Annotated in this window: 19 protein-coding genes, 1 tRNA gene and 1 pseudogene; all 21 read left to right on the forward strand. The window is 63.9% G+C overall.

The features are described 5' to 3' along the window. Positions 1-329 precede the first annotated feature (329 nt). The 21 genes and pseudogenes from J5J86_RS15800 to lpdA all read left to right on the forward strand — a co-directional run bounded on the left by J5J86_RS15800 (position 330) and on the right by lpdA (position 24,882). Positions 330-2,294, forward strand: coding sequence for a hypothetical protein (locus tag J5J86_RS15800; protein WP_209099645.1), 1,965 nt, complete (start codon positions 330-332; stop codon positions 2,292-2,294). 324 nt (positions 2,295-2,618) lie between these two features. Then, positions 2,619-3,641: pseudogene (locus tag J5J86_RS15805) on the forward strand (IS110 family transposase). 311 nt (positions 3,642-3,952) lie between these two features. Beyond that, positions 3,953-4,096 (forward strand): hypothetical protein, encoded by a 144-nt coding sequence (locus J5J86_RS24475; protein ID WP_247658674.1) that lies wholly within the window; start codon positions 3,953-3,955, stop codon positions 4,094-4,096. A 48-nt stretch (positions 4,097-4,144) separates the two neighbouring features. Continuing rightward, positions 4,145-4,909 carry an IS3 family transposase gene (locus J5J86_RS15810; protein ID WP_247658564.1) on the forward strand — a complete coding sequence of 255 codons (765 nt, stop codon included), beginning with the start codon at positions 4,145-4,147 and terminating at the stop codon, positions 4,907-4,909. Between the two features lie 259 nt (positions 4,910-5,168). After that, a tRNA-Val gene (locus tag J5J86_RS15815) sits at positions 5,169-5,244 on the forward strand. 410 nt (positions 5,245-5,654) lie between these two features. Next, a complete protein-coding gene (locus J5J86_RS15820; RefSeq protein ID WP_209099647.1) occupies positions 5,655-7,496 on the forward strand; it encodes a glycosyltransferase family 2 protein in 1,842 nt (613 codons plus the stop codon). Next, complete coding sequence (locus J5J86_RS15825) at positions 7,493-8,563, forward strand: glycosyltransferase family 4 protein (protein ID WP_209099649.1); 1,071 nt, start codon at positions 7,493-7,495, stop codon at positions 8,561-8,563. The genes J5J86_RS15820 and J5J86_RS15825 overlap by 4 nt, the downstream gene beginning before the upstream one ends. Positions 8,564-8,628: 65 nt before the next feature. Continuing rightward, entirely contained in the window at positions 8,629-9,294 is a 666-nt protein-coding gene (locus tag J5J86_RS15830; RefSeq protein ID WP_209099651.1) for a class I SAM-dependent methyltransferase, read from the forward strand. 479 nt (positions 9,295-9,773) lie between these two features. Further along, positions 9,774-12,092 carry a tetratricopeptide repeat protein gene (locus J5J86_RS15835; protein WP_209099653.1) on the forward strand — a complete coding sequence of 773 codons (2,319 nt, stop codon included), beginning with the start codon at positions 9,774-9,776 and terminating at the stop codon, positions 12,090-12,092. A gap of 255 nt (positions 12,093-12,347) precedes the next feature. Continuing rightward, positions 12,348-13,091 (forward strand): hypothetical protein, encoded by a 744-nt coding sequence (locus tag J5J86_RS15840; RefSeq protein WP_209099655.1) that lies wholly within the window; start codon positions 12,348-12,350, stop codon positions 13,089-13,091. Between the two features lie 276 nt (positions 13,092-13,367). After that, complete coding sequence (locus tag J5J86_RS15845) at positions 13,368-13,673, forward strand: YtcA family lipoprotein (RefSeq protein ID WP_209099657.1); 306 nt, start codon at positions 13,368-13,370, stop codon at positions 13,671-13,673. A gap of 3 nt (positions 13,674-13,676) precedes the next feature. Further along, the gene (mdtN, locus tag J5J86_RS15850; RefSeq protein ID WP_209099659.1) at positions 13,677-14,726 is read left to right on the forward strand and encodes a multidrug transporter subunit MdtN; all 1,050 of its coding nucleotides are present in this window, start codon (positions 13,677-13,679) and stop codon (positions 14,724-14,726) included. Further along, a complete protein-coding gene (locus tag J5J86_RS15855) occupies positions 14,710-16,587 on the forward strand; it encodes an FUSC family protein (RefSeq protein WP_209099661.1) in 1,878 nt (625 codons plus the stop codon). Before mdtN ends, J5J86_RS15855 begins: the two co-directional genes overlap by 17 nt. Before the next feature lie 5 nt (positions 16,588-16,592). Further along, positions 16,593-18,158 carry a TolC family protein gene (locus tag J5J86_RS15860; RefSeq protein ID WP_209099663.1) on the forward strand — a complete coding sequence of 522 codons (1,566 nt, stop codon included), beginning with the start codon at positions 16,593-16,595 and terminating at the stop codon, positions 18,156-18,158. A 118-nt stretch (positions 18,159-18,276) separates the two neighbouring features. Beyond that, positions 18,277-18,564, forward strand: a complete 288-nt coding sequence (locus tag J5J86_RS15865; RefSeq protein ID WP_247657638.1) for an FtsB family cell division protein — start codon at positions 18,277-18,279, stop codon at positions 18,562-18,564. Between the two features lie 162 nt (positions 18,565-18,726). Continuing rightward, on the forward strand, positions 18,727-19,752 hold the full coding sequence (gene pdhA / locus J5J86_RS15870; RefSeq protein WP_209099667.1) for a pyruvate dehydrogenase (acetyl-transferring) E1 component subunit alpha: 1,026 nt from the start codon (positions 18,727-18,729) through the stop codon (positions 19,750-19,752). A gap of 30 nt (positions 19,753-19,782) precedes the next feature. Then, positions 19,783-20,112, forward strand: coding sequence for a hypothetical protein (locus J5J86_RS15875; protein ID WP_209099669.1), 330 nt, complete (start codon positions 19,783-19,785; stop codon positions 20,110-20,112). Positions 20,113-20,117: 5 nt separating this feature from the next. Continuing rightward, the gene (locus J5J86_RS15880) at positions 20,118-21,524 is read left to right on the forward strand and encodes a pyruvate dehydrogenase complex E1 component subunit beta (protein WP_209099671.1); all 1,407 of its coding nucleotides are present in this window, start codon (positions 20,118-20,120) and stop codon (positions 21,522-21,524) included. Between the two features lie 17 nt (positions 21,525-21,541). Further along, positions 21,542-22,927, forward strand: coding sequence for a pyruvate dehydrogenase complex dihydrolipoamide acetyltransferase (locus tag J5J86_RS15885; protein WP_209099673.1), 1,386 nt, complete (start codon positions 21,542-21,544; stop codon positions 22,925-22,927). A gap of 153 nt (positions 22,928-23,080) precedes the next feature. Beyond that, a complete protein-coding gene (locus J5J86_RS15890; RefSeq protein ID WP_209099675.1) occupies positions 23,081-23,317 on the forward strand; it encodes a YdcH family protein in 237 nt (78 codons plus the stop codon). 149 nt (positions 23,318-23,466) lie between these two features. Further along, a complete protein-coding gene (lpdA, locus tag J5J86_RS15895) occupies positions 23,467-24,882 on the forward strand; it encodes a dihydrolipoyl dehydrogenase (RefSeq protein ID WP_209099677.1) in 1,416 nt (471 codons plus the stop codon). Positions 24,883-24,915: the final 33 nt, after the last annotated feature.

Genomic DNA, 24,915 nt, shown 5'->3' on the forward strand with positions numbered 1-24,915 from the left:
CCCCAGCGCTTCAGCCTCCAGCCAGACCACTTGACCTCGGGACTGAACACCTAGGACTTCACGTCATCCACCAAACGCCGCAAGGCGTTCTTCGCCGGAGGGGTACCCTTCAGCATCCCGATAATTTGTTCCTCTGTGAACCGTGAGGCTCGCATCGTCCGTCTCCATGGTCGAGGGACACTGCCAAAATCGGGAGGGGGATCAGGGTCTCAAGTCAGATCTAATTCCCGCGATTGTTGCAACACCATTTTGCCACATATGAACCAGATGTTGTTTTATGAACGTGCCGATGAGATCGGGCGTGGATGGGATAAGGTGAGAAGACGAAGATGCTTCGGCATTTTAACTTAGATGTAATGCGACGTATTCCATCCACACTTGGTGGCGTCATTCGTGTTATATTCAAATGTCTGCAAGGATTACGCAACATGGTAAAAAAAATGCGGTTGCCGTGTGGATTGCGGGTCGCATTTATTTTTATAACTGCATTAGTCTTTGGATCTGATCAGACATTTTCTTTTGAGAGCAACCCGCCCGCCTACACGTATCGCGACGTTAATATTCGAAAGAACGAAATTTTAAATCATCAGATACACGAACCTTTTCCAGAAACGCAATGCCGAACGGAGGATTATAGGGATCCTTGCATTCTCGGACTTTTAAATGGTGCTTTGACATTGTTTTATGAGGAGCCGAGCGCATCAAACGTGAGGACCGCGAACGGTTACCTACGCGCCGCCGTAACGCGGCTTTCAACGAGCGCTGGTCTTACGGAGTTTCATGGAGTGCGCGCCGGACTGCTTTTCAGAACTCTCATGTTCTTCGGAAAAAATGGAGAAAAGCAAGCCGGATTGATCGACCCAGAAATCGAAGCTGCAGCAATACGAATATTTCAAAAATGGGCAGGCCCCACTTGTAAAATTAAAGAGGCCAGCCGCGAAGACGTTTGGTCGATTTGGGGGTCTGAGAATCACGGCGCTCAGCGCGACGCCACATGCTGGTCTGCCGCGCGCCTCTCCATGATGTATCCGGAAATAGGGGAATTCAAATATGAAGACAATTCAAATGCTCAAGAGCAAAAAGATGCGTGGTCTAAATACTTGAAAATTTACATAAAATCACGAGCAAGAAATGGAGTTTTGATTGAATATTTTTCTCCGACTTATGCGCAGTACACATTGTCGCCCTTTTATAATTATTTTGATTTCGCAGATGATAGCGATCTTAGACGCCTCTCGCAAAATTTTCTCGATCTATGGTGGGCGACATGGGCGCAGGAGCAGATTGATGGGACGCATGGTGGCAGCAAAACACGCGCTTATCCTTCCGTGCTGGCAAACGGTTCCCCAATGCGCCTGGCGGCATTCATGTATTTTGGTTTCAGGACTGAGATTAAGCTGGCTCCGGGCCAAACGCCGGCAATTACGAGTGCCTATCGCCCTCCGACGGTGGTCGCCGACATTGCAATAGACAAGAAGGGCCGCGGCACGTACGAAGTACGAACACGTGCACCTGGGCACCAATACGTTCCTTTTTATAATAATTGGTACGACATTGACCCGGATGCTCACGATATCGTCCGTATCGCCTACGTCACTCCATCCTTCATTATGGGAAGTGCATTGTACCCAAAGAAGGACGTAAAATATTGGTCTTCTATTAGCTGCCAAAATAGATGGGCTGGTGTCGTATTTGAAGGCGACGGAAGTCAGAGGGTTTCAATTTCGCCAGGCTCCAGTCAGAGCAATCGAAGCAATTGCAATTCCTTTTGGAGTGTCCAGTACAAATCAATGCTGATCGCTCAGCGCCTTTCTTCTCCTTATGGAGTGAATGTGGGCCCAATGAGAATATGGGTAGGCCCCTCTTTTCGCACTTCAAAGTGTTCCACCTGGACCATCCTCGAAGGAAATGGCTACGTGGCGATTGAGCCTGCTTGGGGTTCTATGTTTCCTGACGAAAAGAACCCCAATTTTCTTGCGCTGTCCGATTCTGAAGCGCCTGTGATCCTACAGGCCGCCGAACGCTCCGAATATCGTACAAGTGAAGATTTTTGCGCGGACTTGGCGAATCTTACACTTCGCATCAGCGATGGCGGGATTGAAATATCACACAAGGTAGAGAACCGAAGTGTAATTTTTTACACACGTTCGCAGCGACTACCTAAAATCGATGGCGTCGAGATTTCATTAAATGAAGATTTTGTATTTCGTAGTCCTTTTATTCGGTTGTCGCGAGGGGGGGCGATTGTGCGCATTGCTAAGGATGGCAAAGTGCTCGATCTTAACTTTGAATAGATCATGAATGTACACTGGTATTAAATGTGTGGATTTTGTCATGTTGCCTCTTCGGCCGAGGTGTTTGATCCCGGATTTTGATGGTGCAGCCGCTCACTCGTCCGAGTGCGTCGAAGAGCTTGAACCGATCCTTCCATCGAAAATTGATCTGAGACCCTGATCCTCCTCCAGATTTAGGTAGAGTCCGTCGATCATGGAGACGGACGATGGGGGCTTACGGTTCACAGAGGAGATGGGGTATTCGGTCCTGATCTCCTGACCCGTTTGCGGCCTTTCGCGGCGCAGAGGACGATCGGGGTCCGAACCCAGCGCCGGGAGGTCCCCATGGTGTACGTCGGTCTTGATGTCTCTCTGAACTCGGTAGCCATCTGTGTCATCGACCGGGAAGGACAAATCCTGAAGGAGGCGAGCGTGGCGTCGGAGGCGTCCGCCATCTCACAGTGTCTCCAGCCCTGGCGGGATCGGATCGCGAGGATTGGGCTTTAGGTTGGGTCGATGTCGGAATGGCTGACTGCGGGTCTGACGGAGCTTGGTTTTCCCGCCATCAGTCTGGAGGCGCGGCAGGTGAAGGCGGCGTTGGCAGCAATGCCCGTCAAGACCGATCGGAACGACGCGCGCGGCATTGCCCAGGTGGTCAGGGCTGGCTGGTACAAGGTCGTGCACGTGAAGAGCATTGGCAGCCAGCATGCCCGAACGCTGGTGGCGGCACGCAAGCATCTGATCCGCTCCATCGCCGCGTCAGAGCAGACACTTCGCGGATTGCTCCGTCCCTTCGGCTTGAAGGTCGGAATCGTGTCGCGTGCCGGATTTGCCTCCCGTGTCCGAGATCTAATTGGAAACAACGTCATCCTGGCTGAGGTGATGGCTCCCCTATTGGCAGCCCGGGACGCACTGATGCAGGAGTACCAGCGCCTTCACCGCCTGGTCGTTCAGGCTGTCCGGAATGATCCGGTCTGCCGCCTGTTGACGACCATGCCCGGGATCGGGCCGGTTTCCGCCCTGACATTCAGGGCAACGATCGATGCGCCCGAGCGTTTCGCCCGTTCCCGGTCCGTCGGGGCTTATCTCGGGCTCACACCTCGGCGGTATCAATCGGGCGAGATCGATCGGACCGGATGGATCACCAAAGTGGGCGACGGGGAGACACGAACTGCGCTGTTCGAGGCCGCCAACGTCATCCTGCGACCGAGCACACGCTGGTCACCGATGAAGGCCTGGGCGGTGCGTATCGCTCAGCGTCAGGGCAACAAGCGGGCGAAGGTCGCTCGGGCTCGCAAGATGGCGGTCGTCCTTCACAGCATGTGGCGGAGCGGCACGGAATTTCGATGGACTGCGACCGGGGCGTGATCGACCCGGCTGAGGTTCCCTGAACGCCCGTCGCGGGGCGTGGGATGATTGAGTTCGCATGATCTGTCGTCGCAGCCGCTGACGCGGCCGAGCACGCCGAAGAGCTTGAACCGGTCATTCCATCGAACACCATCATGTGGCGATCCTCGACCACGGACAGAAGCAAAGAACCCGCGACGTGCCATCATCTGGGTTGACGACACCGGACCGAATACAGAAGCAGGAGGCGGGCGTGAAGACCGCTGACGTCTGCCGCAAGCACGGCATCTCCTCGGCGACCTTCTACAAGTTCAAGGCCAAGTACGGGGGGCATGGATGTGTCCGATGCGCCCCGGCTGAGGGCGCTCGAGGAAGAGAACGCGCGACTGAAGAAGCGGCTGCCCGAGCAGATGCTCGACAACGCCATCCTGAGGGATGTCAGCTCAAAAAATGATGACGCCCGATGCAAGGCGTAAAGCCGTGGCTCATGCCTGTGCCAGGCACGGGGTGAGCCAGCGTTGGGCGTGTCAGGCGCTGGGCGTCGATCGCACCAGCGTGCGCTACCGGAGTGTACGCCCGACGATGCAAGTCTGCGGGAAGCCATGCGGGCCGTGGCCGGCGAACGCCGCCGCTTCGGCTATCGGCGGATCCACGTCATGCTGAGGCGCCAGGGCATCGTCATGAACCAGAAGAAGCTCCCCCGGCTGTATCGGGAAGAGAAGCTGGAGGTCCGCCGCCGCGGAGGGCGCAAGCGCGCGCTTGGCACCCGGCGTCCCATGCTGACCCCGGATCGGGTCAACGTCCGATGGAGCCTCGACTTCGTGTCGGACGCCTTCACGGACGGTCGGCGTTTCGGGGTGCTGGCCGTTGTCGACGACTTCAGCCGGGAGTGCCTGGCGCTGGTCGCTGACACCTCGCTGTCCGGCCTTCGGGCGACGCGCGAGCTGGATGCGCTGCTCGCCATTCGTGGCAGGCCTGCGACCATCGTTTCCCACAACGGCACCGAGCTGACGTCGATGGCGGTTCTCAAATGGTGCCAGCAGAGCGGCGTCGAATGGCACTACATCGCTCCCGGCAAGCCGATGCAGAACGGCTTCGTCGAGAGCTTCAACGGCCGCTTCCGGGACGAATGCTTGAATGAGGCCCTGTTCTCGAGCCTGGCGCAGGCACGCGCCACCATCGGCTCATGGAAGGAGGACTACAACCTCAACCGACCTCACTCGGCGCTGGGTCATCGATCCCCAGCCGAGTTTGTCGCAACAATCAAACTGGAAGCCGTGGCCGCTTGAGGCCACAAAACCAACATGCGGACTCTCTCCTGAACCGGAGGAGAAATGGGGCTCAGGTCACTCGAGTATCCTGGTGCCATGGGAGTTCGCTTGATTTCTTGGGCATATAATGCCGGGCGACACCACCACCGAGGTTTACGCCCACGGCGGCCCGGCCTATATCGCTATCTGCCGTGAAGCTTTGCAAAATTGGTCCCTGCCATTCTCGCGCCAGTGAGAAAAAAGCGGGAACCAGAAAAGCAAGCTGCTTGAAGGCGTTGGGCGGTTAGCTCAGTTGGTAGAGCATCTCGTTTACACCGAGAGGGTCGGCGGTTCGAGCCCGTCACCGCCCACCACGCCTTTTCCGGCAGAATGGCCGGGCTTTCCGTATTTTTGCGATAGGCAGGGTATTGCCAGGGCCGTCTGCCTGGCTCATCCGCCACCATTGCCACCATGCAATGCGTTCGCGCGTCGCCTGGGGCTGCACTGAATGCCGCTTGTTTCGTCTGCAGGTCGTCCGGGAGGTGATTCATCTCCGGGGCAGGGGGGGCTTCTCTTGCGGATTGAGGTGCGGCCATGCCTGGGGAGAGTGGGTAGAGGTATCTCGCACTTGCGTTGCGTAAGGTGTGCGAAATGGCCGCCTGCGGTCATAAAATCTTACCGATTCGCTCAAAATCGCGATCTATCATTGCGCGGTTGTGCTGCGCTGCGGTAAACTTTATCAGCGGGATTGGCTTACAATAATACCAGCAAAAGGTCGCTGCTCGTGGATGGCTATTTCTTCGATGCCGAGCAAAGCCTGTTGTTCGGGCGTGTCCCATTGCCCGATGGGGTGTCGGATGCCTGGGTGACGATCGAATGCGCAGGCAAGATGTTCGCGACCCTTCCGGCGCGCGAGGCGGTTCACCCGACGCTGGGGCTCGAAGAGGGGTTTCGCGGCTTCTCCTGCACCATTCCCGCTCTGATTCGTGGCGCGGCGGGCTGTTCCATCACCATTTGGGATCTGGGCACGGGCGAGCGTTTGTTTGGCGCGGGACAGCTTCCGCCGGCGCCATCGGTCTCGGCTGCCACTGAGGCGGATGGCGTCATCCCCGGCGCCGAGCCGGGCCGATGGCCGCTTGGCCTTGCGGGTGTGGTGAAGGCGGGCCTTCACGAGCTCGCGGAAAACCTGTGGTGCCATATCGATGCGGCGGCGGGCGGGGCCCAGTTCGACCGCATCGACGGCGCCAAATTCTCTGATGCGCCCAGCTGGGCGCTGCGCGTGCGCACCGGGCAGGTGGCGCCTCTCGTCTTCTATCTGAAGGTGCCGCGCGTGCTCTCGGATGCGCGGGCGGACCTTCGCCTTTATGCGCGCCTGCCCAAGGCCGAGACCGATGCAGCCCATGTGCAGGGGGATTTCATCCTCACGCGCTGGACCGGCACCGAGTTCCAGCGCGTGCGGATGCTGAAGCGCGCCCGCGTTTTCCGCCCGTTCGGGGCGGTTGATTTTCCCTTGCGCGCCGCCGACGGCACGTTCGAATTTGAGCCGGGCGAGGATGTCTATCTCACCGTCGCCTGCAGCGGTGCGGGCCTCGTGCTGTGCCCGCCGGTGGCGGCGCCCTCGCCGTTCGGCGGGGAGACGTTCGAGGATAACCGCCTCAACGGCGCCCTCTCCGCCTGCCGTATTCTCGGGGAGGTCCATGAGCGCGGTCTCGACGAGAAAGTCATGCCGGGCGTGGTGGGTCCGTCTCCCGCAGTGCCGAAAAGCGGTCAAAATATACCCTTCACCCAGATCATCATACCCGTATACAACGGCGCCGACGTGGTAGTGGACTGCGTCGAAGCGGTCAGGGACCGTACCGACACACCGTTTCAAATCCTGCTGATGGATGATGGCAGCCGTGGATATACAGCAGAACTTCTGCGGCAGCTCGCGGCGTCCGACCCTCGGATCGTGCTGTATCGGCGCGACATCAACCGCGGCTACACCAAGTCCATCAATGAGGCGGTCAAGCTCACCAGCGCGGAATGGGTGGTGATCTTGAACTCCGACACGGTGGTTTCCCAGGGCTGGCTGCGCAAGCTTCATGCTGCGGTGCACGTTGTGCCCAATACCGGCATGGTGGGCGCGCTATCCAATGCCGCCACCTGGCAGTCCATTCCCCATGCCAAGAAGCCGGACGGCTCCTGGTCCAACAACGATTTCATCGAAAGCCGGCACGTCCCCCAGATCCAGGCCATCGTGGAGGCGAACACCGAGCGCGCCTACCCGACCGCGCCGGTGCTGAACGGCTTCTGCACGCTCATCGCGCGCGCCGTGTTCGAGCAGTGCGATATCTATGACGAAGACGCCTTCCCCATGGGCTATGGCGAGGAGACGGATCTTTGCCTGCGCGCCCGGCGTGCCGGCTTCAAGCTGGTCATTGCCGACGATTGCTTCGTCTATCACGAGAAAAGCGTGAGCTTCGGCTCCGCCACCCGTTCCAAGCTGACCCGCGCCGGTGGCTTCGAGCTGCGCAACAAGCATCTCGGCGTCACAATTCCTGCCCTTGAGCAGCAGATGCAGCGGGAACCGGCCATGACCCGTCTTCGGGCCAAGCTGTCTCAGCTTGAGGGGATGCTGTCATGAGCGGTCCTCGTGTCATCTTCATCCTGCCGGTGCGCGGCGGCAGCGGCGGCGCGCATTCGGTGATGCAGGAAGTCACCGCCTTGCGGGACCTGTCGGTGGATGCCTGCATCGCGGTGAATGAGCGCAACGTGGCGTCCTTCCGCTCGGTCTATGAACGGTTCGACTGGATCGAGCAGGGGGTGCTCTCCTTCGTCGGTCCCAAGGATCTGTCGAAGATCACGGTCGGGGCGGATCTCGTCATCGCCACCACCAACACGTCGGCGCACACCATCGCGGAATCGCTGGAGGGTGTGCGCTCTCCGTCCTTCCGTGTCGGCTATTACGTGCAGGATTACGAGCCGCTCTTCTATGATGCGGCCAGCATCGAGCACACCATTGCGGTGGGCAGCTTTGCGGTGCTGAAGAACTGCACCTATTTCGCCAAGACGCGCTGGCTGTGCGACATCGTGCAGATGGCCCACGCCCACGATGTGGCGCAGGTGGTGCCGTCCATCGACCACACCATCTATAAGCCGGGCGCGCGGCCGAAGGGCGGCCGCCGCCGTCTGTGCGCCATGGTCCGCCCGGACACGCCCCGGCGCGCCCCGCGCCGCACCATCGATGTGCTGACCCGGGCCGCCGCCGGCGAATTCGGGCCCATGGACGTGCTTACCTTCGGTGTGGACGCCGAAGATCTGGCCCATGCGGGCTTCACTCTTCCAGATGGCGTGGAACTGATCGGCAAGCTCAAGCAGCCCCAGGTGGCCGAGCTTCTTCAGTCCTGCGACTTCTTTCTCGATTTGTCGGACTACCAGGCGTTCGGCCGCACGGCGGCCGAGGCCATGGCATGCGGCTGTATTTCGCTCGCGCCCATTCTGGGCGGGGCGCCAGAATTCATAGAAGACGGCGTGTCCTCCTTCCTGGCGGACACGACCAGTCCGGATTCGGTGACCTCCGCGCTGCAGCGGATGGTGTCCATGTCGGACGCCGAGGTGCGCAGCGTGAGGTTTGCAGGATTGGAGGCAGTTTCCGGATTTACTCCGGTGCGGGCGGCTGTCTCCGAACTCAAGGCCTGGGGCTTCGGCTGAACGCTCTTGGTCCTCAATAGGAGGGTCGTCCGCAGCAGCACAAGATTGGGAAGGGGTTGACTGTTATGAAGTATGAAAACCTGTCATTTATCGATTTCGGGGCCGGCACGGGCAAGTCCTTCGGCTTTGCCTCCACCTATGCGCCGGGCAATGGCCTCGCCATCGACATCCAGGAAGCGGCCGTCGCCGCCTGCCGGGAGAAGGACATTCCGGCCGAGGTGGGCGACATCCTCACGTTCGAGGGCCGCAGCGTCAGCCAGGCGACCTTCGCCATCAACGTGCTCCAGGAGCTCCCGGGCCGCGCGGCGTTCCGTCAGGCGATGATCAACCTGCTGCGGGCGGCGAGCTCCTACAGCGTGATCCAGCACAACTATTTCGACGCGGACGGCGAACTGGGTCGTAACGGCCTGTTCCTGAAGGGGAATTACGACAAGAAGTACCTCTTCAAGCCCACTGTCGGTGACTATGTCGAGTTCCTCAACACCCACAAGGCTGCGCTGAACATCTCGGGCATGGCCATCTTTGCCGCCGGTTCGGTGGCTCCGGAGGCCTATGCGCTCGGCAGCGGGCTGAATGGCGCCGAGGGTGCCAAGCCGCAGCCGCGCACCCTGCGTGTTGTCTTCGGCCGCAAGAACGTCAACCGCTTCCGTCCCGCCGTGGTGCGCATGCAGTACGGCAACCGCATCTTCATGTGGGAAGACATGGCGCAGGACGCGGACGGCGAAGCCTGATCCGCTTCCGTCCCCTTGGCCGCTCGTGCACCTGCACGGGCGGCCGGGCGCGGGCTTTTATCGTCGACTGAGTTGTGTGAGTGTGTCGGACCCGCGTCGGCTTCGTCGGCGATGGGGAGACGCCGACGGCGCCGGGCTGGCGCGTGGCGCACTGGAGCGACCCGCCGTCCGGGCGAAGGGGAGACATGCGAGGGCCGATCGAGATCGTCTTCTCCGACACGCAGCGCGTGCCAGAGACCCCGAATGAGCGTCCCCGCTCCACGCCCGCCCTCCGTTCGCCTGCATCGGCCCCGCCGCCGCCCGCGCCAGTTGCGCCCGGGCCGGCATTTTCGCCCGCATCGGGCTCTGCGCGTCAGACGCGGACCATTTCTTTTTCCCGCACGTCCGAGCCGTCTCCGGCTCATCGTGCGCCTGCCCAAATGGCGCCTTCCCAGTTGTCACCCGCCCAAGTGTCACCCGCCCAAGTGTCACCCGCCCAAGTGTCGCCTGCTCAAGTGGCGTTGCCGCCGCAGGTGAAGGAGCCGGAGCCGTTTGGCGCGCCGTTCGATGCCGCGACGCAGCTGACCTCGCCTGAAAGCATTGCGCCGGAGCGCGCGCAGTCGCAGGTCGTCCCCTCCTTCCAGGGGCGGCGCGTCTTTCGGGCGGGTTCTGTCCCCGCCCGCGATCTCGACCTCGGGCGCGACGTGGGCACCGCTCCGTCGAGCGTCGCTGACGACCTTGCCTCTGAGAACCTCACCCAGGTGATGGACGAGGCGACCGAAAGTTCGCCCGTTCCCGTTCCGCCCCGCGAACTCAATGGCTGGCTGGAAGGCTTTTCAGGGGGCGAGTGCCGGGGCTGGGTGCTCGACACCCAGGATCCCCAGTCCCGCGTCGACGTCGAGGCGGTGTGGGGTGGCGAAGTGGTGGCGACCGCCACCGCCGATGAATATCGCACAAGTCTTGTCAGCGCCCGGATCGGGGATGGGTCCCACGGGTTCGTCCTGACCATCCCGCCCAATTTGCCTGAGCCAGCAGCGCCGGGGCAGGTGCTGGTCATCCGCACCGCCCCCGATCACGTGACCATCGGGACCGTGCGCCTGCCCCGCAGAGAGAGCCTTGATGCCCTTGTGGAGCAGGCCCGGGCCTGCGAACGGGAGGGTGACCTCGCCGGCGCCTTGGCCTGCATCGAGGACGTGCTGTCGATCGATCCCAGCCTGGTCAAGGCGCTCTGGATCGGCGCCCGTGTGGCGTACAATCTGAAGGATCAGGAAAAGGCGCGCATTCTGGCTGAGCGTGCGGCCTATCTTGATCCGAGCAACCCGCGCCCTGCCGTGATCCTGGCCCGCATTGCCGACAATGAGGGGCGAGCGGAAGATGCGCTGCGCCTATGGCAGACCATACCGGAGGGCGACACCGCCTATCGCGAAAGCCTGATCAAGTCGTCGCGGCATCTGCTTGCCTTCGGCCGGCATCTGGATGCGCTTCAGCCGGCGCTCAAGGCGCTGCGCCTCGATCCGGACGAGAAGACGGTGCTGAAGGTGGCGGCCGAGTGCTACACGGCGCTTGGGGCGGTGACCCTTGCCTTGCCCATGTGGCGCCGCTTCCTGGAACAGGCGCCTGGGGACAAGACCGGCAACGCCCGCGTGAAGACGCTGGAAGGATCCGCCGCAGCCGGTGGGCCGGCGCAGGACGATCCCGATTTCCTGGCCAATTCCTCGCTGCGCACCTGGACGGGCGGGAGCCGGGGTGAGATCCGTGAGCGCGTCGAGCTTACGGCCGGGGTCTTCGCCGGTCCGCTCGCACCGGGCGAGGCGGTGGCCTACCAAGTGCGCGCCCCGCAGGAGGTGCGCTTTGATCGGCTACCCCATTACGGGCTGCGACTGGAAACCGAAGGAGCGGGGAGCGAGCTGGCATTCCGCATGGATCCACAGGCGGCAGAGCGCGTGGGGCGTGGGTGGCGGGTGTCCTTCGAAGCCCGCAGCACCGTGGTCACAGCCCCCCACATGCCCCTTCAATGGAGCTTCGTGAGCGATCTCGACGACGCCAATGCCTATCGGCGCATCGTCTGGTCCGGCCATTCGACGCCCCGTGCCCGCCTCCTGCCGTTCGACCTGATTCTCTCTCCTGAAGAAGGCGAGATGGCCGCCCAAGGCGCTCTTTACCTCGTCCTGACCGTGGAGGGGGCTGGTGGCGTGATGGTTCATGCGCCGCGCAAGGTTCAGAGCCTGTTCGTTCCGTCCGACGCGCCCGCAGGGGGCGAGGACCTGGTGGCCTTGCGCAATCTCGGCCTGCTTGGAGCGCGCGCTGCGGCAAACCGGCCCACGGGGTCGGTGCAGGAAGTTCCCCCGATTCGTCTGGGCTATCCCTTTTTCGACATCGTGCTGTGGGCCCCGCAGCCCGCTTCATTGAGCGAAGGAGTTGCGGCTGCGGTTCTGCGGACGGTTGCGCCTTTCGCCGCCTTCCAAGTGGGCCTTGCCAGGGAGGCGAACGGGGAGGGAGGCGATGGTGTTCTCCCACGGTTCGCGCGGGATTCCCGCGTCCAGTGGGAGGCCGTGTGGGACCCGCACGGCTCGTCAGCGGAGTGGATCGCGTTTGTTCGGTGCGACGCTGAGGTTTCGGGCGAGAATTGGCTGACGGAACTCTACGATTTTGCAGCAACCACGCATTCCAGCGTCGTTGTCTACCGCTCGGGAGCCACAGACTGCATTCTTGTGTTGAAGGACGATCTGTTGCGGTGGTGGGGGGAGCGGGAAAATTCTGTTCCCGGCGAAGCTGCATCCAGCCGGATCAGTGCATTTGCTAAGAAAATGTGCCTCTAGGACAACTTGCTTGAAGGGTGAGAAGACTTGGAGCCTGCGGCCTCCTGTCATGTAGGTGTAGGAAAGTTACCGTTGTACCTCTGGATAATGCTGTGCGAGATCACGTAAATGTGGTCATTTCCAAGATCGCGATGTTCAGTTAGCATCGGACGTTGAAAGCCGTCCGGGCAGGGAGATCGCATCGTGACGCCCAGGGTGACAGTGTTTGGAAGTTGCCGTGTTTATACACCCTGTGACCTTCTGCAGAAGAAGGGCTTGGTGAAGCTGAACCAGAAGAACATCTTCGGGTACACGCACTATGCCAAGGAGATCTACCAGCAGTTTTTGTTCGTGTCCGGGGCGCGGCCGGTTCCCGAGCGGCTTAGGCCGTTCTTGAATGTCCCGTCGAATTGGGTGGCGCCGCCTGAAGCGGAACTTTCACATTTCCATGCTCTATTTAGCGACACGGATGTCTTCGTGGTCGAGGTGTCCTCCATACGCGAAGTGGTGTTCAAATCGATCCTGCTGCAAATCAATCGCGTTCAGGAACTGCTTGCCTCTGACCCGGCGGTGCTTGCCAATTGGTGGAAACCGATGTTGCGCACTGGCGTGAATGACGTTTCCGCCTATCCCCTCGATAAGGTGACGCCTGTCGATGCCGAAGTGGTGAACTCCCTTGTGATTCGCGAGCAGACCACTGACCAGCTTGAGTCCGATATCCGCCGGATCATGACCTTCCTGGACAAGCCCATCGTCTTCGTGTCTCACTTCGACACGGATTATGATCGGACCTCCATTCCTCAGCGGCGCATGATTATCGACACTCTGGGACGGGTGTGCCGCCGGCGGGGAGTCCATGTGTTCGATCCCACCAGCGAAGTGCTTGATGCCGGCCTAGACGTGGCGATCACCGACCTGGGCCATTACAAGCCCTCGTTCGAGCCGCGTATTGCAGAGTGCATGGAGCAGTGCATCCAGAAAGTACTTATGCCGAAGGAGCCCGTTGCCATGCGGGCCTGATGGTGAAGGCAGCGTTCCTGTTGCCTCGCCGCACGCGGGCGGGAGCCTTGAAGGGTGCCTATTCGGCACCCTTTTTCGTGCTCCCTTCCCGCCTTTCGCTGACGGTCGAACATCCCGCTAAATCGGCTATTGCATAGGCAATGACAACGTGTGCCAAAGCCTGCGGGCTGGGGGAGGGCACCCAGCCGTCGCGACACGTGGCTTACCCTGCGCTAGGGTTTCACGGGGGAATCGGGGATGGCGCGGTCGTCGACATGAGGCGGCAGGGGAGGTGAGATGGAGCGGGGGGGCGAGGACATCGGGCGCACGTGGAGCGGCAAGGCGCCGGTGGCGGCGCTCCTGCTGCTGGGGCCGCTCCTTTCCGGCTGCGATCGGCCACTGAGCCCGTCTTTCCCGCTGTTTGGCGCCTACTTTCCCGCCTGGCTGGCCTGTACGGCGTTCGGGATCGTGGGGGCGTTGGTGGTGCGGGTGGTGTTCATCCGCATTGGGGTGGACGATGCACTGCCCTGGCGGCTTCTGGTCTATACCTGCCTCGGCGCCGGCATCGCCTTTGCGCTGGCGCTTTTGGTCTATGGGCGCTGAGCCATGGCGCGCTCCGCCTATTCGTCCCGCAAGAGCCTGGTTGGAACCACGGTCGCGGCGCTCATCATCGCCGTTGGCGTGGGGCTCGGCTGGCTCTACTTCCACAAAGCGGATCTCAATCCGCTCTCCGAAGACGCAGTCCTCACTGCCAATGTGGTGCATGTGGCGGCCTCGGTGCCCGGCCGCATCGTCACCATCGCGGTCGCCGAGAATGGATCGGTGCGCAAGGGTGAGCTTGTCTTTGCGGTGGATGACACGCCCTATCGCCTCGGGGCACAGCAGGCGGCCGCCGACCTTGCCATTGCCGAGGCGGCGCTCGAGACGCAGCGCCGCACCATCGCCGCTGAGAAGTCCAACGCGCAGATCGCCGGCGAGCAGGTGACGCGCGCCCGCACCAATCTGGCTTTGGCCGAGCAGACCTTGACGCGTCTCTCCGCTTTGCTGCCCAAGGGCTATGTGACCGCCCAGCAGGTGGATGATGCCCGCACCGCCCGCGACGATGCCCGCGTCAGCCTCACCCAGGCGCTGAAGCAAGCGGAAGCCGCGGACGTGCTGGTGAGCACGCTGGATGGCGCCAAGGCGTTGGTGGATGCGCGACGGGCGGCGCTGGCCATTGCCGAGCGCAATCTTGAGAACACGCAGGTGCGCGCGCCCCATGATGGCCGCGTGGTGGGCCTCACGGTCGCCACCGGCGAGGTGGTGGCGCCGGGCCAGTCTCTGTTCACCCTGGTGGTGACAGAAGCCTGGTACGCCTCCGCCTCTTTCCTTGAGACCGAGCTGGACCGCATCGCGGTGGGCGATTGCGCCCGCATCTATGTGCTGGCCAACCGCTCGGTGCCCATTGAAGGGCGGGTGGAGGGCATCGGCTGGGGTGTGACGTCGGAGGACCTGCTCAACATTCCCCGGGCGCTGCCCTATCTGCCCAAATCGCTGAACTGGGTGCGCATTTCCCAGCGCTTCCCGGTGCGCATCCGCCTCATCGACCCGCCGGCCGATCTGATGCGCGTGGGGGCTTCCGCGGTGGCGGTGGTGCGCCATGGCGACCGCTGCTGAGCCGGCCAGCCGGGGCCTTTTCCGGCAGATCATCGCGGATCTGGCGCCCTTTCCGGGAAGGGCGGGGCTGACCTGGCGCACGGCGCTGCTGTGCGCCATCGTTTCGGCGGTGGCCATGGCCTATGAGATCCCGGAAGCGGCCATCTCCTGCTATCTCGTCATCTTCATCATGAAGCCCGATGGCAGCGAGAGCATGCTCACCGCCGTCGGGCTCATCGTGCTGGTGACGCTGGTGGTGGCCTTCGTGGTGATGCTCGCCCGCTGGACGGCCGATGCGCCCATGTTGCGCTTGGCCGCCATGGCCTTCACCTCTTTCTGCCTTCTGTTCCTGGGGGCCGCCAGCAAGTTGGGGGAGGTGGGTGGCGTGATCGCACTGGTCATCGCCTTCGCCCTGACGCTGGTGGATCAGGTGCCGGTGGGCGACGTGATCACGGTCGGCCTGCGCTATGCCTGGGACATGGCGGTGATGCCCATGGCGCTCATGGTGGCGTTCACCCTGGTGCTGGGGCGCTTTCCCGTGACCCTGTTGCGGGAGATGCTGCGGCACCGCCTCGCGGTGGTGGCAGACGTGCTGGAGAGCGGGGACGCGGAAGCGGCGGCCGAACTCCGGGACCTGCTGCGCGAGGGCAATGGCAAGGCGGAGCAGCGCGCGGGGCGGGTGCGCCTGTTGCATCTGGTCTCCTCCGATGCGGCGCGTCAGATCGCCCGCGACGTGGACGCCTCCTACCTCCTCCTGCTGGCTGCCGCCGGGGCCAAGGCATTGCCGGGGGACACGCGCGTCGCCCTTGCCGCCCAGGTGCGCGCGGCGCTTGTTGCGCTCGATGCGAGCGAGGCCATGCCGGTGCCACCGCCCACTTCACCGGAAGCAGGGCCGGCGGAGCGGGACACGCGCCTGGCGCTCGCAATCATGGCCGGGGCGGAGCCGCCCCTTCCACAGGCGGCGGGGCCGAAGGAGGGCTTCCTCGCCGCCGATGCCTGGACCAATCCCGACTATCAACGCTTCGCCCTGAAGACGACGCTGGCGGCCATGGTCTGCTACATCGTCTATGCGGGCATGGACTGGCAGGGCATCCACACGGCCATGATCACCTGCTACGTGGCGGCGCTCGGCACCACCGGCGAGACCGTGCACAAGCTGGCCCTGCGCATCGGCGGGTGCCTCGTGGGCGCGGCGCTGGGTGTGTCGGCCATCCTGTTCGTGGTGCCCCATCTTCAGGGCATTGGCGGGCTCATGGCGCTCGTTTTCGCGGGCACGCTGGTGGGAGCGTGGGTGTCCTCCGGCAATGAGCGCATCGCCTATGCGGGGGTGCAGATCGCGCTGGCCTTCCTCCTGACCATCCTGCAGGGCTTTGGGCCGAGCCTCGATCTCGGCACGGCGCGAGATCGCATCATCGGCATCCTGCTGGGCAATCTGGTCATCTATCTCATCTTCACCCGCATCTGGCCGGCACCCATCGAGCCCATGGTGCGCGCGCGCCTCTCCGAGGCGATGGCGGGGCTGGCACGGATCGCGCAGGTGCCCGCGGCGCTGCGGGCGGGGGCGGTGGCGCAGACGGCCCTTGTGAACGCGCGCCTGACGCAGGCGGACGAGGCCCTCGCGCTCCTGCCTTTCGAGCCGCCGGCCTTGCGTCCGCCGCCGGAGGGCGAGGCGCGGCTGCGGGAGGTGTCGCACGATCTTGGGGCGCTCAATCGCGACCTGCTGCTGACCGATGCGGACGTCTCCCCCATTGCCGGGGAGCTTGCGGCCCTCGCGGATGCGGTGCGCGCGCCGGCCTCCGTACCCGCGCTGCCGGAACATGCCGCCATTCCTGAAACCATCCGCGCGCGGCTCGACCGCCTGCGGGCCGCTGTCACGGGGTGAGTGTCATGGCGGCATTGAATGTCCGGGGGCGAGGGGCGGGGATCGCGCTGGCGATCGCGCTCATTCTGGGCGGGTGCGCTACCAATGCGGTCAACATGGCACCCTCCGCGCCGGACCAGCCCTGGAACGGGCGGACAGGGGAGGGCGACCTCTATCTGGCGCAGGCGGAACCCGCCGCGCCGGCCGCCGCAGCGGTGGATGGGCGCCCGGCAGCGCCCGACTTCCGCGTCGCCCCTAATCCCGCCCTGTCGGACCTCGCGCCGCCTCCGGCGCTGGATCCCAGCCATGCCTACAAGCTGCCGGAACTCATCGACATCGCCCAGCGCAACAATCCGGCCACCAAGTCCGCCTGGGAGCGGGCGCGGCAGGCGGCGCTGGCGGTGGGCATGGTGGAAGCGACCTATCTGCCCCTCATCACCGCCAATGTGGTGGGCGGCTATCAGAACACGTCCAATGCCTTGCCCGTGCCGCTGGGCACACAGCGCTATTTCGAGACCACAGCAGAGGGCGTCGCCCCCTCCATCGCGCTTCAATGGCTCATCTTCGATTTCGGCCAGCGCATGGCGGTGGCGGGGGCAGCCAAGCAGGCGAGCGTTGCTGCCAATGTGCTGTTCAACGGAGCGCACCAGAAACTCATCTTCGATGTGACGCGCACCTATTATGCCTATGGCGCCGCCCGGGCCCGCACCCGCATCGCCGGCGAGGCGCTGGCCAATGCGCAGGCCATCCGCGCGGCTGCGGAGGGGCGCTTGGGCGAGGGGCTCGCCACCACGGTGGAGGTGGCCCAGGCGCGCCAGCAGGTGGCGCAATCGGAATTGCGGCGGGTGCAGGCGGAAGGGCAGGAGCGGGACGCCTATCAGGGGCTTCTCAACGCCATGGGCGTGACCGCTACCTTGCGCATGAAGGTGGCCGATAGTGCCGGCCGCCGGCTTCCGGACGTGTCCTCCGTGCCTACCGACGCCATGATCCGCCTGGCGCTTGCCCAGCGTCCGGACGTGATGGCGAGCTATGCGGCGGTCAAGGCGAGCCAGGCGGGCATTGATGCCGCCAAGGCAGAATTGCTGCCCAAGGTGTTCGTGGCGGGGGCGGTGGCCACCGGCAATGGCTCCTTCAACGCCAACGGCCTGCCCACCATCGGCCAACAGGCCAGCGGCACCGGCGTGCTGGTGGGCGCGACCGTGCCGCTCTATGACGCCGGCCTTCGGGCGGCTCAGGTGAAGCAGGCGGAATCCCGCGCAGCGACGGCCGAGGGCACCTTCAGAAAGGTGCAGAGCGATGCGGTGGCCGAGATCGTGGCCGCCGGCAATGCGCTGCGCACGGCGCTGGAATCCTACAAGGCCGCCACCGCCTTGGCGTCCGCCGCCGCCACCACCTATGACGCGGCCTTCGATGCCTACAAGAACGGCCTTGGCACGGTGACGGCCGCCACAGCCGCCGATACGGGCCTGCTGGACGCCCGGCAGGCCCAGGCGGAGACTCACGCCGCCTCCCTCATTGCCGCCGCAAACCTTGCTTTCGTGGTGGGGGCCATGACCTCCAGCCAGAATGTGCCGTATCTGCTGTCGCAATAGGTGCAAGGCACGCAGAGACTCGGGGGGCGGGAATCGCGGGCACAGCAACCTTAACCGGCCGTCAACCGCGCCTTGCTAGAAAGGCGGCATGCAAGCTCGCTCTCGCCTCCGCGCTTTCTTGTCCATTCTCCTCCTCTACACCGTGTCGGGGAGCGCCATCGCCTACTTTGCCTATCACGCCTATAATGGCGACCATGGGCTGATGGCGAAGCGCAACTATGAGCAGGAGGCCGCGCAGCTCGAAGCCGAGCTTGCCGCCTTGAAGGCGCAGCGGCGTGCGATCGAGCACAAGGTCTCCCTCCTTGATCCCCGCAATCTGGACCCCGATCTCCTGGACGAAGAGGGGCGCCGGCAGCTGGATTTCGTGAATGCCAAGGACCTGGTGCTTTTAAAAAGATGGAATTGAACTCAGATTTGGTTCACGCGTTCTGTGAACTGAATATAAGTTCAATATAATAGAATCAAGCGTTTGCAACGTGTTGCGGTGCAGCATGATGCATTTCGCGCTTTGCGGCCATTTCGAGGTGCGCTAGAGACTCTGTGGTTGCAGAGACGCCTCGAGGAAAAGATGGCCGCGAGAAAAACCGCCGCGAAGCCCGCCGCACGGTCTGAGACCGTATCGGGTGGCGTACCCGCCTTCACCAAGGACCAGGAGCTCGTCGCCTATCGCGAGATGCTGCTGATCCGCCGCTTCGAGGAAAAGGCCGGCCAGATGTATGGCATGGGCCTCATCGGCGGCTTCTGCCACCTTTATATCGGCCAGGAGGCCGTGGTGGTGGGCATGCAGATGGCCATGAAGAAGGGCGATCAGGTCATCACCGGCTATCGCGACCATGGCCACATGCTCGCCACCGGGATGGAATCCAAGGGCGTCATGGCCGAATTGACCGGCCGGCGCGGCGGATATTCCAAGGGCAAGGGCGGCTCGATGCATATGTTCAGCATCGAGAAGCAGTTCTTCGGCGGCCACGGCATCGTCGGCGCCCAGGTCTCGCTCGGCACAGGCCTCGCCTTCGCCAACCATTATCGCGACAATGGCGCGGTCTCCGTCACCTATTTCGGCGACGGCGCGGCCAATCAGGGCCAGGTCTATGAGAGCTTCAACATGGCGGAGCTCTGGAAGCTGCCCGTCGTGTATGTGATCGAGAACAACAAGTATGCCATGGGCACCGCGGTCACCCGCGCCTCCGCCCAGACCGACTTCTCGAAGCGCGGCACCTCCTTCAACATCCCCGGCGAGCAGGTGGATGGCATGGACGTGCGCGCCGTGAAGGCGGCGGCCGAGCGGGCGCTGGCCTTCGCCCGCGAAGGCAACGGCCCCTACATCCTGGAAATGCAGACCTACCGCTATCGCGGGCACTCCATGTCGGACCCGGCCAAGTACCGGTCCAAGGAGGAAGTCCAGAAGATGCGGACTGAGCACGATCCCATCGAGCAGGTGCGTGCCCGTCTCCTGGAAGGGGGCCTGGCCACCGAGGAAGAGCTCAAGAAGATCGATGCCGAGATCCGCGACATCGTGAACGAGGCGGCGGACTTCGCCAGCCACGATCCCGAGCCCGACGCATCCGAACTCTATACCGACATCCTGCGCTGACCCGTCGGCCCGACCGCACGGAGCGACATCATGGCCGAGTTGAGCCTCCTTCTCATCGTGGTCTCCATTGTCGGCATCGCCGGCAGCTGGGGCCTGGCGGTCTATGAAGGGACCCTGGCCGAGGAAGCGGCGGGACGGGTGACCCTCGTCCGCCGCCTCGCCCTCATCGTCTGGCCGTTCGCCGCCAGCGGGCGCATCGACCCGAACAATGTGCACGGGAAGCGGGCCAACAAGGCGCGCATTGCCCTCATCGCCTCCGTCATGGTCGCGGCCGCCGCGGCCTCCGTCTACACCAATCTCACCCATGTGCGTCCGGTGAAGGCCGCTTCCGCGGTTGCGCCCGCACCGAGCAAGAGCTGACAGCCATGCCCATCGACATTCTCATGCCGGCGCTCTCTCCCACCATGGAGAAGGGCAACCTGACGAAATGGGTCAAGAAGGAAGGCGACACCGTCAAGTCCGGTGACGTGATCGCCGAGATCGAGACCGACAAAGCCACCATGGAAGTGGAAGCGGTCGACGAGGGCATCCTCGGCAAGATCCTGGTGCCCGAGGGCACCCAGGACGTGGCCGTGAACACGCCCATCGCCGTCATCGTCGCCGAGGGCGAGGATGTGAACGCCGCCCCCGCCCCGCAGCAGAAGGCCGCCGAGAGCGCGCCGCCCGCCGCGCCCCAGCCCTCGCCGGTGGCCGCGGCCGCCCCGGCCCAGCAGGCCGCCGTGCCCTCCGCCGTCGCCAACCCGCCGGTGGTCACCGCCCAGCCCGATCCGGAAGTCCCGGCCGGCACCGAATTCGTCACCATGACCGTGCGCGAGGCCCTGCGCGACGCCATGGCCGAGGAAATGCGCCGCGACGGCGACGTCTTCGTCATGGGCGAGGAAGTGGCCGAGTATCAGGGCGCCTACAAGATCACTCAAGGGTTGCTCCAGGAGTTCGGCGCCAAGCGCGTGGTGGACACCCCCATCACCGAGCACGGCTTTGCCGGCATGGGTGTCGGCGCCGCCATGGCGGGCCTGAAGCCCATCGTGGAGTTCATGACCTTCAACTTCGCCATGCAGGCGATCGACCAAATCATCAACTCGGCCGCCAAGACCCTCTACATGTCCGGCGGCCAGGTGCAGTGCTCCATCGTCTTCCGCGGCCCGAACGGCGCCGCTGCCCGCGTGGCCGCCCAGCACAGCCAGGATTATTCCTCCTGGTACAGCCACATTCCCGGCCTCAAGGTGGTGGCGCCCTATACGGCGTCCGACGCCAAGGGCCTGCTCAAGGCCGCCATCCGCGACCCCAACCCCGTCATCTTCCTTGAGAACGAGATCCTCTACGGCCACTCCTTCGAGGTGCCGAAGCTCGACGATTTCGTGCTGCCCATCGGCAAGGCCCGCATTGCGCGCCCCGGCAAGGACGTGACCCTGGTGGCCTGGTCCATCGGCATGACATATGCGCTGAAGGCGGCGGAAGAGCTGTCCAAGCAGGGCATCGAGGCGGAGGTCATCGACCTGCGCACCATCCGCCCCATGGACGTGCCCACCATCGTGGAAAGCGTGAAGAAGACCGGCCGCTGCGTGACGGTGGAAGAGGGCTGGCCGCAGTCCGGCGTCGGCTCCGAAATCGTCGCCCAGCTGATGGAGAAGGCGTTCGACTATCTCGACGCCCCCGTCCTGCGCGTCACCGGCAAGGACGTGCCCATGCCCTATGCCGCCAACCTTGAGAAGCTGGCCCTGCCGTCGGTCGCCGAGGTGATCGCGGCGGTGCACGCCGTCACCTATCGCTGAGCCCGGGGGAGCGGACCATGCCCATCGAGATCCTGATGCCGGCCCTGTCTCCCACCATGGAGAAGGGCAACCTCGCCAAGTGGCTGAAGAAGGAAGGCGATACGGTCAAGTCCGGCGATGTGATCGCCGAGATCGAGACCGACAAGGCCACCATGGAAGTGGAGGCGGTGGACGAAGGCGTCCTCGCCAAGATCCTGGTGCCCGAGGGCACGCAGGACGTGCCGGTGAACCAGCTCATCGCCGTGCTGGCGGGTGAGGGCGAGGATGTGGCGGCGGCTGCGGCCGGTGCCGGATCCGGCGCCAAGCCTGCACCGGCTGCCGCCCCTGCTGCTCCCGCCGCTCCCCCTGCCGCGGCTGCTCCGGCCCCTGCGGCTGCCCCGGCACCCGCCGCCGCGCCCGCTCCCGCCGCCGCTCCGGCTCCGGCCGCTTCGGGCACCCGCGTGTTCGCCTCGCCGCTCGCCCGCCGGATCGCCAAGGACAAGGGCATCGACATCGCCGCCGTGGCCGGCTCCGGCCCCCATGGCCGCGTGATCGCCCGCGACCTGGACAATGTGCAGCCCGGCGCCAAGCCGGCGGCCGCGCCCACTGCTGCCGCCCCGGCTCCGGCCGCTGCGCCTGCCCCGGCCGCCGCGCCGAAGGCGGCCGCCGCGCCCGTCACCGGCCCCACCGCCGACCAGGTCAAGGCTCTCTTCGAGGCCGGGACCTATGAGGAGATCATGGCCGATGGCATGCGCAAGACCATCGCCCGTCGCCTGGTGGAGAGCGAGCAGCTCACCCCCACCTTCTATCTGTCGGTGGATTGCGACCTCGATGAGCTGATGGCCCTGCGTGAGACGGTGAACGGCACCGCCCCCAAGGACAAGGACGGCAAGCCCGCCTTCCGCGTCTCGGTGAACGACTTCATCATCAAGGCCATGGCGCTGGCGCTCCAGAAGGTGCCCGCCGCCAATGCGGTGTGGGCTGAGGACCGCATCCTGCGGATGAAGCATTCGGATGTGGGCGTGGCGGTGGCCATCGATGGCGGGCTCTATGCGCCGGTCATCAAGAAGGCCGAGACCAAGACACTGTCCGCCATCTCCAACGAGATGCGCGACCTTGCGCTGCGCGCCCGCAACAAGAAGCTGAAGCCGGAGGAATATTCCGGCGGCAGCACCTCCATCTCCAATCTCGGCATGATGGGCATCCGCGATTTCGTCGCGATCATCAACGCGCCCCAGTCCTCCATCCTGGCCATCGGCGCCAGCGAGCAGCGGGCGGTGGTGCGCGGCGGCCAGATCGTGGTGGCCACCCAGATGACCGCCACCATCACCTGCGACCATCGCGTGATGGACGGCGCGCTGGGCGCCGAGCTCCTGACCGCGTTCAAGCAGTTCGTGGAGAAGCCCTTCTCCATGCTGGTGTGAGTGATCGGCGCGCGGGGCCTTGCTCCGCGCGCCGCTTCGTCGGGGGCGCAAACGCTGCGGCAGATCAAACCGCTCGCGGCGGTGAGCGTGTAGCAGGGCGGGGACGCGATGCTTCGGCATCGTGATCGAGCAAGCAAGAGAGCGAGACAGCCCATGAGCCACACGCCCCACCAACTGGCGGCCGACTTTCCCGACTATGCGGGCAAGATCCACGAGCTGCGCCAGTCCGACGCCCATTTCGCCCATCTGGTGTCGCAGTATGACGCCGTGAACGAGATCGTCCACAAGGCCGAGACCAATATCGCGCCCATGGACGACCTGGACCTGGAAGAAAAGCGCAAGGAACGCGTCCGCCTAAAGGACGAGATCTACGCGCTCTTGTCCCGCTGATCGCCAGGCCCGGTGGCGCCCGAACGCCGCCGGGCCGGTTCATCCGCGAGGGCCGCCCGCTTCGCCGGGCCGGCCGCGTCGAGGGTGCAGGCGGGGCCTGACCGTTCCCACCACCCCCTCCCATCGGGACGGAGGGGAGGAGACACCCCATGGCTGATGCATATGATGTGATCGTGATCGGCGGCGGACCGGGCGGCTATGTGGCCGCCATCCGCGCCGCCCAGCTCGGCTTCAAGACCGCGGTGGTGGAGAAATCCCATCTCGGCGGCATCTGCCTGAACTGGGGCTGCATCCCCACCAAGGCCCTGCTGCGCTCGGCCGAAATCTATCACTACATGCAGCACGCCAAGGATTACGGCCTCTCGGCGGACAATGTGACGTTCGATGCGGCTGCCGTGGTGAAGCGCTCGCGCGGGGTGTCGTCCCAGCTCGCCACCGGCGTCGGCTTCCTGATGAAGAAGAACAAGATCGACGTCATCTGGGGCAAGGCCAAGCTCATCGGCGCCGGCAAGATCGAGGTGCAGGCGGCGGAGAACCCCATCAAGGGCGCGCTCGGCGGCGGCACCTATTCGGGCAAGCACATCATCGTCGCCACCGGCGCCCGCCCGCGCGCGCTGCCGGGCCTTGAGCCCGATAAGAAGCTCATCTGGACCTATTTCGAGGCCATGGTACCCGAGAAGATGCCCAAGTCCCTCCTGGTGATGGGTTCGGGCGCCATCGGCATCGAGTTCGCCTCCTTCTACCGCACCATGGGTGCCGAGGTGACCGTGGTGGAGGTTCTGCCGCAGATCCTGCCCGTGGAGGACGAGGAAATCGCGGCGGTGGCCCGCAAGCGGTTCGAGAAGCAGGGCATGAAGATCCTATCCGGCGCCAAGGTGACCGGCGTCACCAAGCATGCCGACAGCCTCACCGCCCATGTGGAAGACGCCAAGGGCGCCAAGCTCGACATCACCGTGGACCGGATGATCTCGGCCGTGGGCGTGGTGGGCAATGTGGATGGCCTCGGCCTTGAGGCGCTGGGCGTGAAGATCGAGCGCGGCATCATCTCGACCGATGGCTATGGCCGCACCAATGTGCCCGGCCTCTATGCCATCGGCGACGTGGCCGGCGCGCCCATGCTGGCTCACAAGGCCGAGCATGAGGGCGTGATCTGCGTGGAGACCATCAAGGGCCTTCACACCCACCCCATGGACAAGAACAAGATCCCCGGCTGCACCTATTGCACGCCGCAGATCGCTTCCGTGGGCCTCACCGAGAAGAAGGCCAAGGAGCAGGGCCGCGAGATCCGCGTCGGCCGCTTCCCCTTCATCGGCAACGGCAAGGCCATCGCGCTGGGCGAGCCGGACGGCCTAGTGAAGACCATCTTCGACAAGAAGACCGGCGAATTGCTGGGCGCCCACATGGTGGGGGCTGAGGTCACCGAGCTGATCCAGGGCTTCGTGGTGGCCATGAACCTGGAGACCACCGAAGAGGAGCTGATGCACACGGTCTTCCCGCATCCCACCCTCTCGGAAATGATGCACGAGGCGGTGCTGGACGCCTATGGCCGGGTGATCCACACCTGAGATAGGTTTCAATTCTTCTATTGGTGGCTAGAC

The sequence above is a fragment of the Aquabacter sp. L1I39 genome (assembly GCF_017742835.1).
In the GTDB taxonomy this organism is placed as follows: domain Bacteria; phylum Pseudomonadota; class Alphaproteobacteria; order Rhizobiales; family Xanthobacteraceae; genus L1I39.

Bases quoted from the DNA above. Each gene is read 5' to 3' on its own strand.
- J5J86_RS24475 (WP_247658674.1), top strand. From the start codon at position 3,953: ATGGATGTGTCCGATGCGCCCCGGCTGAGGGCGCTCGAGGAAGAGAAC.
- pdhA (WP_209099667.1), top strand. From the start codon at position 18,727: ATGGCCGCGAGAAAAACCGCCGCGAAGCCCGCCGCACGGTCTGAGACC.
- J5J86_RS15890 (WP_209099675.1), top strand. From the start codon at position 23,081: ATGAGCCACACGCCCCACCAACTGGCGGCCGACTTTCCCGACTATGCG.
- J5J86_RS15825 (WP_209099649.1), top strand. From the start codon at position 7,493: ATGAGCGGTCCTCGTGTCATCTTCATCCTGCCGGTGCGCGGCGGCAGC.
- J5J86_RS15860 (WP_209099663.1), top strand. From the start codon at position 16,593: ATGGCGGCATTGAATGTCCGGGGGCGAGGGGCGGGGATCGCGCTGGCG.
- J5J86_RS15855 (WP_209099661.1), top strand. From the start codon at position 14,710: ATGGCGACCGCTGCTGAGCCGGCCAGCCGGGGCCTTTTCCGGCAGATC.
- mdtN (WP_209099659.1), top strand. From the start codon at position 13,677: ATGGCGCGCTCCGCCTATTCGTCCCGCAAGAGCCTGGTTGGAACCACG.
- J5J86_RS15800 (WP_209099645.1), top strand. From the start codon at position 330: ATGCTTCGGCATTTTAACTTAGATGTAATGCGACGTATTCCATCCACA.
- J5J86_RS15845 (WP_209099657.1), top strand. From the start codon at position 13,368: ATGGAGCGGGGGGGCGAGGACATCGGGCGCACGTGGAGCGGCAAGGCG.
- J5J86_RS15875 (WP_209099669.1), top strand. From the start codon at position 19,783: ATGGCCGAGTTGAGCCTCCTTCTCATCGTGGTCTCCATTGTCGGCATC.
- J5J86_RS15830 (WP_209099651.1), top strand. From the start codon at position 8,629: ATGAAGTATGAAAACCTGTCATTTATCGATTTCGGGGCCGGCACGGGC.
- J5J86_RS15880 (WP_209099671.1), top strand. From the start codon at position 20,118: ATGCCCATCGACATTCTCATGCCGGCGCTCTCTCCCACCATGGAGAAG.
- J5J86_RS15885 (WP_209099673.1), top strand. From the start codon at position 21,542: ATGCCCATCGAGATCCTGATGCCGGCCCTGTCTCCCACCATGGAGAAG.
- lpdA (WP_209099677.1), top strand. From the start codon at position 23,467: ATGGCTGATGCATATGATGTGATCGTGATCGGCGGCGGACCGGGCGGC.